This is a genomic window from Clostridium pasteurianum DSM 525 = ATCC 6013, assembly GCF_000807255.1.
GTDB lineage: Bacteria > Bacillota > Clostridia > Clostridiales > Clostridiaceae > Clostridium_I > Clostridium_I pasteurianum.
This window is the reverse complement of sequence record NZ_CP009268.1, coordinates 230,792-243,783: the sequence shown is the minus strand read 5'-3', so window position 1 is coordinate 243,783 and position 12,992 is coordinate 230,792. Positions and strand designations below refer to the sequence as shown.

Here is a 12,992-nt window from a genome sequence, read left to right as displayed (position 1 = left end):
ATCACTTCCCTAAAATAAGCATATTTTCTAAAGCATTAGCAGCCTTTTTCCTTATTTCTTCATCTATATTTATCTCATAGTAATCTTCATCGAGACTCCAATATACGTTGTCCAAAGAAGTTTTTTTCATGTTTTTACAGGTCATGCCTCTTAATGAAAAGAACTGCTTATTAGGATTTTCCTTTTTTAATTTATGCAGAACTCCTTCCTCCGTAACAATGAGAAATTTATCATATTTGCTTTCTCTTGCATAATTAATTATTCCACTGGTACTTCCAATATAATCAGCTAAATCCCTAACTTCTTTTCTACATTCAGGATGAACTAAAACTTTGGCTGTACTACACTGTTCTTTGCCCCTGAGAACGTCTTCTTTACTAATTCTGTCATGAACACAACAATGACCCTTCCATAAAATAATTTTCTTTTCTGGAACATTTTCTTGAATATATGAACCTAAATTTTTATCAGGAGCAAATATTATCTCATCAGCATCTATATTTTTAACAATATTTATAGCATTAGATGAAGTGCAACAGACATCTGAAACAGCTTTTGCCTCTACAGAAGAATTTACATAAGTAACAACTTTTGCATTAGGATATTCCCTTTTCATATCAACAATCTGCTTAGCTGTAGCCATATCAGCCATTGGACAGCCTGCTTCTTTCACTGGAAGTAATACTTTCTTATGTGGTGATAAAATTTTTGCACTTTCTGCCATAAACCTTACACCGCAAAAAATTATCAGGTCTGCATCATTTTCTTTGGCACGCCTACTCAATTCAAAAGAATCTCCTATAAAATCAGCAGCATCCTGAATCTCAGGTACTTGATAGTAATGTGCTAAAATTATAGCATTTTTATTTTCTTTAAGTTTTCTTATTTCTTCATTTAAATATTCAGACATTTCCACAGTCCTCCGTTCTATATTAAAAGCTGTATATACACTTATCTCTAAATATATCACTATAGTTTTGTATTATCAAGATATAAAATAAATTAAGTTGATAATGCTATAAAAAGCTGTCTCACAATATATAAACATACATTGTGAGACAACTTTTATAAAAGAATACCATCTAAAGAATATTCTTATATCAAATAACCAATAGTTATTTTTTATATTAGTAAAAGATTTATCTATTACTATTACTTTTATATTTATTATTTGTTGTATTATTTTGTGTTTTATTGTCTTTAGAAGTATTGCTTTTAGCATTTTCTTTATTGGCTTCATTTTCTATGTTACTTTTATTATCTGAACTATTTTCGCTACTTCCCTTATTTTCACTATTCACATCATTTTTATTTGTAGTACTATCAGTAGTTTCTTTATTTGTATTACCTTCACTTGTTGTACCCTTTTTAGATGAATTATTTTCATCATTTACATTACTTCCGCTATTTCCCTCATTAAAATTCTCTTTAGTTTTATTTTCCTCATCTCTATTGTGTGAATCTTCTTTAAGATTTCCATCCCAATTTTTAATTTTCTCATTTACTATATTTTTTATTTGATCAGCTTTTTCCTTGGTAATTTTTTTATCCTTAACTGCTTGATCTATATAATTATTTCTATCTTCTATCATTATTTTTTTTACTTCTGATTCACTGTGGCCTTTTGCCTTAGCAAGATCAAAAAAGCTTTTGCCAGATCCTCTTGCCTCTTCTAATTCTTCTCTTGTTATACCTAGTTTATCTAAAATCTTTCCCTTATGGTGATGACCTTCATGTGATCCTTTATTTTCTGTATTATCATGGCCCTTATTTTCTTCATTAACCCCTTTATTGTACTGATTAATATTTTCTTTTTTAGCTGCATTATTTGTTTCGGGATTAGCATAAGCTGTAGCACTTATTCCTATTGCTAAGCAAAGAGCCATTGCTGCAATTTTTTTTACAAATTTAATCATATTGTTACCTCCTAATAGTTATTTACGAGGTTATTATAACCATATGATTAATTATTAATTAGATATATGACAAAGTTTTTATTAGTAATTTTTACATTTTATATATTTAATTCTTGTTTATTTATTATAATTATATATTTAGAAATTAATTTTTTAGTATAAAATATCTTTATTTTATATATTTAATTTCCTGTCTTCCCTGAGTATTTTTATAATTGATTATATTATCTACTATATATAATGGTCTATCCTTAGTTTCATCCATTATTCGTCCAATATATTGTCCCAGTATTCCCATACTTATTAATATAAAACCACACATTATAAGATTTATGGATAATATAAAACTGATATTTAACAGGCTGATATGTTTAATTAAATCTCTTATAGATACTCCAATAAACAATATTATACCTATAAAGAGGGATATAACTCCTATATATGCCGAAAATATAAGTGGTTTATATGAAAATGCAGTTATTCCATCAAAAGCTAATTTCATCATTTTACTAAGAGGATATTTACTCTCTCCTGCAAATCTTTCACGTCTTACAAATTCTACAAAAGTTTGTTTATATCCTACCCAGCTTACAAGACCTCTTACATACCTATTTTTTTCTGGTAATAACTCCAAAGCATTACGTACTTTTCTATCTATAAGTCTAAAATCTCCCGTATCTACTGGAATATCAATTGTAGTCATACTCTTTAATACTCTGTAAAAAGCCATAGACGTAAATTTCTTAAAAAAAGTTTCTCCTTCTCTTTTAACTCTTTTTCCGTATACAACTTCATATCCTTCTTTCCACTTTCCAATCATCTTTAATATTACTTCCGGAGGATCCTGAAGATCTGCATCTATTACTATAATAGCAGCACCTTCGGCTATATTCATTCCCGCAGTTATTGCCGCCTGATGGCCAAAATTTCTTGAGAAATTTACAAGTTTTATTTTACTGTCTTCTCTACATATCTCCTGAACTTTACTTTTAGTTGAATCTTTACTTCCATCATTTATAAATACAATTTCATAATTTTCTTTAGTACAATCCATCACCCAAGTAAGCTTTTTATAAGTTTCATTGATTACCAATTCTTCATTATATAAAGGCACTACTACAGAATAAACAGCTTTATCTTCCAATTTTATCACCTCATTTTTTATCTTATTCAAATCTTAAAGCATCTATTGGATTTAATTTTGATGCCTTATTAGCTGGATAAATTCCAAATATTAATCCTACTAATACCGAAAATAAGAAAGAACCTAGCACCACATTATTAGATATGACAATTGTTGTGGAAAAAAACTTTTCTCCTATAAAGGCACCTATATATCCAAAAGCCACACCAATAGCACCACCCACAGCACTTACGGCTGCTGCTTCTATTAAAAATTGTAAAAGTATGGTTCTTCGTTTAGCTCCAATAGCCTTTCGTGTTCCTATTTCTTTTGTCCTTTCAACTACTGACACAAGCATTATATTCATTATTCCTATGCCACCTACTACAAGGGATATAGCTGCAACACCTGCAAGCATAGTAGTCATGCTTTTGGTAGTTGATGTAGCAGTATCAAGGAGACTTGTTTGACTCATAACTCTATAATAACTATTAGTAGTTGTGCTGCTGGCATTTCCTGGCAGTCCAAATTTTTTATCTAAAAATAATTGTATATATCCCATTGCTATGTCAACTTTGTCTTTATCCTCTGCTGATATATAATAGGTTTTTGCATTGGCTGTCTTTAAAAGTCTTTGACCGGAAGTTAGCGGAACTATTATTCTGTCATCACTGGAACCTGAACTTGAGGTTCCCTCTGATTTTAGGACACCAATTACCTTAAACTCTATACCATTAATATATATTGCATTTCCAACTACATTTGTATCTCCAAATACATTTTCTGCAGTTTCAGTACCTATTACAGCTACATTAAATCTATTTTTTACATCTCTATCCGTTATAAATCTCCCTAAACTTACTGAAAGACTTCTAATATCTAAATACTCTGGAGTGGATGCTTCTAATGTAGTAGTACTGGATTTACTTCCATATTTTATATTTATATTTGATTCCGATATTTGAGGAGCAATTTCTTTAATACCTGGTTTAGCTTTTAAATCAGCTAAATCTTCATCACTAATGGTTATGGATTTAGAACTCATAATATTTGCTGTTATAAGATTGGTCCCTAAACTTTCAATCTGGTCGCTAACCTCTTTTTGAGTTCCCTGTCCTATGCCCACAAGTATAATTACTGAAGATATGCCGATAATTATACCCAGCATTGTAAGAAAAGAACGCATTTTATTATTCCACACTGAAGATAGGGCTATTTTAACAAGTTTTGTGAATTTCATGCTCCTACCTCCCTATTATTTAAACTATCTGAGATTATTCTTCCATCTTTTACAGTAATAATTCTTTTAGCATGAGAAGCTATCTCCATATCATGTGTAATCATTACTATAGTATTTCCTTCATCATTTAAATCCATTAGCATCTTTAATACTTCTTTACCGGTTCTACTGTCCAAAGCTCCTGTAGGCTCATCTGCAAGAATCAACTGTGGATCTGTAACTAAAGCCCTAGCTATGGCAACTCTTTGCATTTGACCTCCGGATAATTCTGAAGGTTTATGTTTTAAATGATTTGATAATCCAACTTTTTCAACAACGGATTTTATTTTCTCTTTTGACTTATTATTTGGATATCCTAAATACAATAATGGTAATTCCACATTCTCAAATATATTTAATTTAGGCAGTAAATTATAATTCTGAAATATAAATCCTATCTTTTTATTTCTTATTTCAGCCAATTTATTATCATTACAACTAGTATTTAATCCATCTAAAATATACTCACCACTACTGGCCTTATCAAGACATCCTATAATATTCATAAGAGTAGATTTTCCAGCTCCAGAGGGCCCCACAATAGCCACATATTCTCCTTCAGAGATAGTTAAGTTCACATCACTGAGTGCATTAAATTCATTATTGCCCATTTTGTATACTTTATTTATATTAGTCATTTTAATTATATCTTTACTATTTAAAGCTTCTGTCATTTCTTTCCCTCCTTACATAACTCTCTGAGACTGTCTCTCATCTAATTTCCACCTCCAGGTGCTTGAGAACCGCTTCCACCCTGTGAACTTCTGCTACCTTGAAAACCACTTCCGCCTCCTTCAAGACCTCTGCTATTCATACCACCAAATCCGTTATTTCTATTGCTATTTGTAGTAGTGGACTGAGGCAGCTGAACCAATACTTTTTGCCCTTCACTTATCCCTTCCGTAACTTCTATGTAATCTTCAGTTTCCAATCCTGTTTTTATTGCTACTAATTTGCCGCTATTTGAAAAAGTTGTTGTACCATTTCCACTTCTGCTGTTTTCACTGCCAAAATTGTTACTTTGTGCATTAGCCGTGCTATTTGTTGCAGTTGAACTGCCATTACTGCTTTGAGAGGAACTACTGCTGCTATCTACTCTTACATATTTCTGACCATTTGTTTCCACTAAGGCTTCTGCCGGAATTACTAAAGCATTTTCTTTACTCTGTACTGCAATAGTAGCAGTACCATTCATTCCTATTTTTATATTTGAATCAGGATTCGTTATACTGACAACTACATTGTATGTAGTTACATTATTTGAAGTAGTTCCTGTCTGTGATATTGCTGCAACTTTTCCTTCATAACTTTTATCTGAAATTGCATCAAATTTTATGGTAGTTTTTTGATTTAAAGCAACTTTGTTTACGTCTAATTCATCTACAGATACATTAATATTTAAATTGCTCATATTCTGTATTGTAAGCACGCTTTTCCCTGCTTGAACTGTATCGCCATTTACATTATTTACTGCAGTAACAAGGCCCCCTATAGGAGCAGTGACTGTTATATTATTAGCTGCTGCCTTTGCATCTGCTAATTTCTCTTCCGCTTCACTTACAGATATTTCATCTTGTTCAACTTTATTCGAATCTACCTTTTCTGCACTCTGATCTGACTCTAAGGCAAGCTTTGCCTTTTCAAGGTTATTTTCTGCCGAAGTCACGGCAGAAGTTAATTCACTGCTGCTGGCTGTAAATAAGGTCTGACCTGCCTGTACAGTATCTCCTACCTTCACAGTCAATCCAGATAGTGTCCCATTATTATTTGGGGATACTTCCTTCGTTGACCCTGAATAGACCGCTCCCGTTCCCTGTATAGTTTCACTTAAATTCATCTTCTTAACTGCTGTACTATAATATCTTGTAGATGCAGTAGTTGTCTTCTTACCAAAATAATTTTTATATCCAAAATATCCGCCTGTACCTAAAACAGCAACTACTACACATGCAATAATAGCCTTAATCAACTTGCTTTTCATTCTTATCCCTCCACCAATACAATTTTATATAATATTTATAATTACTCTTTATCTTATGGGTCAATTATAATTATGAATTGTTGGACTAATATCAAATAATTATGTGAAGTTTATGTGATTACGCATATAAGTATATTAAAGGTATTGTTAAGCTACTTAGCATGTGAGATAATTGATTATATAGTGATTCTTTTTGTATCTAAATTATTAATAACGCAACTTAAAAATTCATCTTACATAGTAAATAAAAAACTAGGAAGTGAAAAAATACTATGACAAAGGAATATAAGAAAAGCTTGCATGTTATCAGAGCAGCAATTATAATAATTCTTTTTATAATTGCCACCTATTGTGTGTATTATATTGTAAAGCCTATGATTATCACTTATAAAAATGATAACTTAAACAAAAATATAAGCAAAAAATATCATCAATCTATAGAAAAAAATACAAATTTTAAAGATAGATACAGTGATTTGGAAAAAATAAATCCAGATATAGTAGGATGGCTTAATATATCTGGAACAAAAGTGGATTACCCTGTGGTAAGAACTAATGATAACAGCTTTTATTTAATTCATAATTTTGAAAAACAGCCTTCAAACCATAGATCTATTTTTATGGATTTCAGAAACATGGGCGATTTAAAAACAAAGAACAATATAATTTATGGTCATAATATGAAAGATGGTTCTATGTTTCAGCAACTCATGAATTTTAAGGATAAAAGTTATTTTGAAAGTCACCCTATAATTGAATTTGATACTTTGACAGAACCTATCAAATGGCAAATTTTTTCTGTATATGTAACAAGTACAAAGTTTAACTACATAAGAACAGAGTTTAATAACGATTCTGATTATGAAGATTTTCTAAAGCAGCTTAAAAGCCACTCTATGTATGATACAGGCGTAAATGTATCAAAAGACGATACCATACTTACATTATCCACCTGCAGCTATGAAATTGAAGATGGAAGATTAGCCATAGAAGCAAAACTAATAAAATAATAATATTGAGCATATCTATAGCTTCTTCTATTCAAGAAATATACATATCTAATCCTAAGCTCACTTCAAAAGAACTGTTTAATTCAGGAATGAATGTTGGTAAAGATATGATGGGAACTATGGCAAACACTCTTATCCTTGCCTTTACAGGTTCATCATTGAACATGATAATGGTTATATACTCTTATAATGTGAATTTTATTCAATTAATGAATATGGACATGGTAAGCATAGAAATTATTCAAGGACTTACCGGAAGTCTAGCCATAATTTTTACAGTTCCTATAATATCTTTTATTGCCTCAAAAATTATACCAAGTTTATTATTTGAAAACAGAAGTGAAATTGTCAATAACACACTGAATACTGATATAGACAACAGTTAAATACCTGTTGTCTTAGTAATCTCAGCCTTTATATCACATATTCTTTTGTTTAAAACAGGATGTATTACATAGGGTGCTATATCACAGAGTGGCTCTATAACAAACATCCTTTCTGCCATTCTTGGATGAGGTATAATATACCTTTCATCAGAAGTAACTAGATTATCATATAAAAGTATATCTAAATCAATGGTTCTAGGTCCCCAATGTATTAATCTTTCACGTTTTAAATCTCTTTCAAAGTCAAGAAGCATATTCATAAATTCCTCTGGAGACAACATAGTTTTTACCTCTAAAGCACAGTTTAAAAAATCATCTTGATCTAAGTAACCTACAGGAGCTGTAACATAAAATTTTGAAGTTTTTGTAACCCTGCTCTTACCACTGTGGTGAATTAGTTCAATGGCATCTTTTAAATTCTTTTCCTTATCTCCCATATTTGACCCCATGCCTATGTATACTGTATGCCAGCCTCTTTTTATTTCTACAGCTGCATACTTAACTGGTCTTCCTATAGGTGCCCAAGGCTTTTTTATAAGAACTTTAACACACTTTACCTTTTCATATTCTAAAAGTATAAATTCTGCTACCTTTTCAGCGGCAGTTTCTATTAAATCATACTTTTCTCTTGTAAATTGTTCTTCTACTTTAAGGCAAAGCTCTCCGTAATTAACAGTTTGCTGTAAATCCCCAGTCGCTCCTGCCTTTTTAAGGTCCAAACTCAATTCTATAGATATAATAAATTTTTGTCCCAGCCTTTTTTCTTCTTTGAACACCCCATGGTTTGCATATATTTCAAAATCTTCAATAAATATCTTATCCACTTTAAGATCTCCTTACTATAGCATCTGTCATGGCACAGGCTCTTTTATTCTCAAGTACATCATGAACTCTTACAAAATCACAGCCTTTCATTACTCCTATAACAGAAGTGGCCACAGTTCCTTCCATTCTTTCTTCTACAGGTAAATCAAGAGTATTCCCTATAAAAGATTTTCTGGAAGTTCCAAGAAGAATTGGATAGTTTAACTCTTTTAATCTTTCTAAATTATTCATTAAAATAAGGTTTTGTTCATAGCTTTTTGCAAAACCTATCCCCGGATCAATTATAATGTTATCTTTGTCTACTCCAGCTTCAATTGCTATGTCTATAGATTCTTTCAAATCTGCAAGTACATCTTCTATAAAGTTATTATAATCTCTATTCTCTCTATTATGCATTATGCAGCAAGGAACCTGGTACTTTCCAGCAACTTCTGCCATATAAGGATCTTTTTTAAAGCCCCACACATCATTTATAAGATTAGCCCCTGCTTTTATGGCAAGTTCTGCAACCTTTCCCTTATAAGTATCTATAGATATAGGTACATCTATTTCCTTAGTCAAAGCCTCTATAACTGGAACAACTCTCCCTATCTCCTCAGCTTCGCCAACTGGAGTGTGATTAGGCCTTGTAGATTCTCCTCCAATATCTATAATATCTGCTCCTTGCTCAATCATTTCTCTTGCATGCTGTATAGCATACTCTATACTATTAAACTTTCCTCCATCAGAAAACGAATCCGGAGTAACATTTAAAATTCCCATTATAAATGTTTTTTCACCTATATGAAAATTTTTATTTCCTATTTTCATATTATTTACCTCTCTTACATAATAAAATAACAATAAATATCAAACATGAACTTACTATAAAACCTATTATCAGTATATTATCTGCAAATTTTTCTTATCAATACTCCAGTTACAATGGCTAAAGGCACTGCAATCATAGCACTTCCTTGAAAGTTTATCGCTGGTATATAGCAAAAATCCAAGTTCAGAGTTTCTTTCTTTATTTCTGTGATTTTTTATAGCTTTAGTTATGAAATTTATCTCTTCATCATTGAAGTCAGCAGCTTTTAAAATATCTATGGAAAGTTCAGCACTAGCTTCATCGTGAGGAATATCATATTTGTACTGTTTCCATCTTCCAACATCATGAAGTAATGCTGCTCCATAAATAATATCTTTTTTTATGTTCATATTTTTTTCTAAAGCTATTATATAAGCTATTCTTGCTACATCTAAAAAATGCTGCAAATCATGGAGACAAAAGATTCGTTCTTTTTCACATTGCCTGTTCTTATCCAAATATTTCCTATAAATCTTATTATGAAGTATTAAATTAATTCTATCAATTTTATCCATGAAAATAGCTGCTCCTCTAAATAAATTTATATTAAATATTATCTTCCATTAATAAGTGAAAGAGCCTCCATCCTTATCTGAGAATCTGTCTTAATTACTCCTCTTAATGCTGAAGTGATAGTTTTAGATCCTGGCTTTCTAATTCCCCTCATAGTCATACATAAATGCTCAGCTTCAATTACTACTGCAACTCCTTTTGTATCTACAGCCTCTATAATAACATCAGCAATTTCATTACCCAGCCTTTCCTGAAGTTGAGGTTTTTTGGCTGTGGTATCTACAATTCTTGCCAATTTACTTAATCCTAATACCTCATTTCCACTAGGTATATATACAACATGTGCAACTCCCATAAATGGCAGCAGGTGATGTTCACACATAGAATATACAGGTATATCCTTTACTATTATCATTCCATTATCATGATCCTCATGAAATTTCTTAACATCATCTAAAGGATTTTTATGAAGTCCTGCAAATATCTCTTCGTACATTTCAGATACTCTTCTAGGTGTTTCAATAAGTCCTTCTCTATCGGGATTTTCTCCTATTCCTATTAAAATCTCTCTTACAGCTTTTTCAATTTTAATTTTATCTATCATTGCATTTTTCTCCATTCGTACATCAGGCTCAAATAAACAATCAGTTGTTAGTATGCTGATTTACCTAAAATCCAATTGTGCCTATAACAGATCAATTGAGACTGTTATAATTCCGACCTATCATAATTGTATGATTGAAAATAAATCTTACATCTTTAACTTATTATTTATTTTCATATGCCCTAAAATAATATAAACTATTTTTATTTTACCATTGCCTTAAAGAAAATACACCTGATTTTTTAACTTATAGGAGCTTTAATTATAAAACTTACTCCCTTATCTCTATTTACAGCTTTAATTTCTCCATCATAAAAATCTATAATCTTTTTAGATATAGCCAATCCCAATCCAAAATTTCCTGTTTTATCCTTATAGAGATTATCAAAAATGTTATTTATATGTTTTTCATCTATATTTGGACCATCATTATATATTTCCAATATTACATTTGAATTTTCTACATTTAGTTTAACTGAAATTTTTTTCTCTGCATACCTAAGAGAATTTTCCAATATATTTTCAATGGCAACTTGAATTTTTTCCGCATTACCTATGATAAAAGCATCTTTTATATCTAAGTCCCATTTAATTTTATTATTGACTATCTCAAATCTATTTGATATATATAATATCAATTGATATAAATTAATCTCACTAGCCTTACTATTATTCTCAAGAACATAATCTAAAGTGTTTAAATATAATAGCTGTTTTATTTTTTTCTCCAGTGCAATGGCCTCATTTTTTATTATATCAGCTGTCTTTTCTACAGAATCTATATACATACCATCTATTATAGCCTCTGCATGACTCATTATCACCATAACTGGTGTCTTTAAATCATGGGAAATACTCTGTAAAAACATTTTTTCCTCTTCATCTGCTCTCTTTAATTCTGTCCTCATAATATTCATGGCTTTTGCAAGTCTTCCAATTTCATCTTCATTTTTAATCTCAATAGGTTCCTTCCAATCCTTATGAGCTATTCTAAGGCTATAATCTTCTAATTTCTTAAGAGGTTTTGCAATATATCCAGCCACTATCTTAGCTGCAATAAAACCAAAAACTATAAACATAATACCAATTGCTATAACCATATACAATAAGCTGTTATCTTCTATATTAGATAGAGGGATATAAGATATTAAGTAAATCTTATCTGAGGTATCAGTACTTTTAATTGAACTTACTATAAAAAATACTGATTTACCATTATAGGACTTCTTAAATTGCTGTTGATATACAATATCATTTTTTATAAAACCAGCCATCCACCTCCCAAGGGAGTCTTCACTAACCCTTAACTCCGGGGGAAATCCCTGTACAGGCTGCTGGTCTAAGGGCCTTCCTATTTTGTTAATATTTCTTACATTTACATTATTATCACTATCTATGGTTATAATAACATTACTACTTCTTTTAAGATTCTTAAGCTCATCGAATCTATTTTCAGGTCCATAAAAGTTGTTTGCATTTAAAAGAATACTATGAGCGACTTTTAAATCCTGCATTGTATCTTTTTCCTTAATTGTCCTAAAAACAGACAGATATATAATTGAAATACTGCATATTATTATCAAAATTATAAGTGTGAATGTAGCCCATATTCTTATGGTTAACGATTTAAATTTAAATCCCTTTACCTTCATCATTTGACCACCATTTTATATCCATAGCCATATACCGTTTCAATATTAAGTCTGCTCAATTTTTTTCTCAGTCTTCGTATGGTATCATCTACAACTCTATCTGAACCAAAATAATCATCACCCCACACACTTATTAAAATCTGTTCTCTGGATAAAAGGTTATTTTTGTTTTCTATAAAATAACTTAACAATTCAAATTCCTTATTTGTAAGTTGTACTTCATTGCTATCTAAGAAAATCGTTCTCTGATTTTTACTTATTTTATATCCATTTATATCTATTATATGCTCTTCAGCTTCTTCATCTTCATTTCCCTTACTATAAATTCTTTCAAGAAGCTTATTAGTCCTTATTACAAGCTCTCTTGGAAGAAAGGGCTTTGACAAATAATCATCACTTCCAAGCTCTAATCCCACAACTCTATCCAGCTCCTCATTTCTAGCAGACATAAATATCACAGGTGTATTTCTGTTATTTTGTTTAACTGCTTTAATTATTTCATATCCGTCTATATCTGGCAGCATTATATCAAGTATCCACAAATCAGGCATATCTTTTATTCTTTCCAGTGCAGATTTCCCATTAGAAAAAGTAACAACCTCATATCCCTCTCTTTGCAGATATTTTTCCAATAAAATATTTAAACTCTTCTCATCTTCTACAAGATATATTCTCTTTGACATATTTACCACCCCAATAAACTGTATTTAATAAATTCCTCGTATTTTCAAATATATATTAATATTTACTACAATTATATATTAGGATTTTAACATAACATTTCAGAAAAATTATATATAAAATATGTGAAAATTATGTGCTTACTTAATTGTAAAGTAATGCCTACAGAGAA

14 protein-coding genes are annotated in these 12,992 nt (G+C 30.6%); 2 read left to right on the top strand and 12 right to left on the bottom strand.

The features are described 5' to 3' along the window. Nucleotide 1: 1 nt before the first annotated feature. The 6 genes from nadA to CLPA_RS01085 form a co-directional block, all read right to left on the bottom strand. Nucleotides 2–910: a quinolinate synthase NadA gene (nadA, locus tag CLPA_RS01110; protein ID WP_003440625.1), complete on the bottom strand. Its 909-nt coding sequence runs from the start codon at nt 908–910 to the stop codon at nt 2–4. A gap of 229 nt (nt 911–1,139) precedes the next feature. Beyond that, nucleotides 1,140–1,916 (bottom strand): hypothetical protein, encoded by a 777-nt coding sequence (locus CLPA_RS01105; protein ID WP_003440623.1) that lies wholly within the window; start codon nt 1,914–1,916, stop codon nt 1,140–1,142. Nucleotides 1,917–2,085: 169 nt separating this feature from the next. Beyond that, nucleotides 2,086–3,060: a glycosyltransferase family 2 protein gene (locus tag CLPA_RS01100; protein ID WP_034830476.1), complete on the bottom strand. Its 975-nt coding sequence runs from the start codon at nt 3,058–3,060 to the stop codon at nt 2,086–2,088. Between the two features lie 22 nt (nt 3,061–3,082). Continuing rightward, entirely contained in the window at nt 3,083–4,279 is a 1,197-nt protein-coding gene (locus CLPA_RS01095; protein ID WP_003440617.1) for an ABC transporter permease, read from the bottom strand. Next, nucleotides 4,276–4,992 (bottom strand): ABC transporter ATP-binding protein, encoded by a 717-nt coding sequence (locus CLPA_RS01090; protein ID WP_003440614.1) that lies wholly within the window; start codon nt 4,990–4,992, stop codon nt 4,276–4,278. The genes CLPA_RS01095 and CLPA_RS01090 overlap by 4 nt, the downstream gene beginning before the upstream one ends. Nucleotides 4,993–5,033: 41 nt before the next feature. Further along, entirely contained in the window at nt 5,034–6,299 is a 1,266-nt protein-coding gene (locus tag CLPA_RS01085; RefSeq protein ID WP_003440607.1) for an efflux RND transporter periplasmic adaptor subunit, read from the bottom strand. 272 nt (nt 6,300–6,571) lie between these two features. Between CLPA_RS01085 and srtB the strand changes: the two genes are divergently transcribed. Together srtB and CLPA_RS20640 are read left to right on the top strand one after the other, a co-directional pair. Next, nucleotides 6,572–7,309: a class B sortase gene (gene srtB, locus CLPA_RS01080; RefSeq protein WP_003440606.1), complete on the top strand. Its 738-nt coding sequence runs from the start codon at nt 6,572–6,574 to the stop codon at nt 7,307–7,309. Between the two features lie 5 nt (nt 7,310–7,314). Then, entirely contained in the window at nt 7,315–7,695 is a 381-nt protein-coding gene (locus CLPA_RS20640) for a YibE/F family protein (RefSeq protein ID WP_003440605.1), read from the top strand. Here CLPA_RS20640 and folK read toward each other — a convergent pair. The 6 genes from folK to CLPA_RS01045 all read right to left on the bottom strand — a co-directional run bounded on the left by folK (nt 7,692) and on the right by CLPA_RS01045 (nt 12,822). After that, nucleotides 7,692–8,519, bottom strand: a complete 828-nt coding sequence (folK, locus tag CLPA_RS01070) for a 2-amino-4-hydroxy-6-hydroxymethyldihydropteridine diphosphokinase (protein ID WP_003440602.1) — start codon at nt 8,517–8,519, stop codon at nt 7,692–7,694. The two genes, CLPA_RS20640 and folK, sit on opposite strands and share 4 nt — an antisense overlap. 1 nt (nt 8,520) lies before the next feature. Next, entirely contained in the window at nt 8,521–9,330 is an 810-nt protein-coding gene (gene folP / locus CLPA_RS01065) for a dihydropteroate synthase (RefSeq protein WP_003440599.1), read from the bottom strand. 69 nt (nt 9,331–9,399) lie between these two features. After that, nucleotides 9,400–9,885 carry an HD domain-containing protein gene (locus CLPA_RS01060; protein ID WP_003440596.1) on the bottom strand — a complete coding sequence of 162 codons (486 nt, stop codon included), beginning with the start codon at nt 9,883–9,885 and terminating at the stop codon, nt 9,400–9,402. 38 nt (nt 9,886–9,923) lie between these two features. Beyond that, nucleotides 9,924–10,487 carry a GTP cyclohydrolase I FolE gene (gene folE, locus CLPA_RS01055; RefSeq protein WP_003440593.1) on the bottom strand — a complete coding sequence of 188 codons (564 nt, stop codon included), beginning with the start codon at nt 10,485–10,487 and terminating at the stop codon, nt 9,924–9,926. 242 nt (nt 10,488–10,729) lie between these two features. After that, on the bottom strand, nt 10,730–12,142 hold the full coding sequence (locus CLPA_RS01050; RefSeq protein ID WP_144311755.1) for a sensor histidine kinase: 1,413 nt from the start codon (nt 12,140–12,142) through the stop codon (nt 10,730–10,732). Next, a complete protein-coding gene (locus CLPA_RS01045; protein WP_003440587.1) occupies nt 12,139–12,822 on the bottom strand; it encodes a response regulator transcription factor in 684 nt (227 codons plus the stop codon). The genes CLPA_RS01050 and CLPA_RS01045 overlap by 4 nt, the downstream gene beginning before the upstream one ends. Between the last annotated feature and the right edge of the window lie 170 nt (nt 12,823–12,992).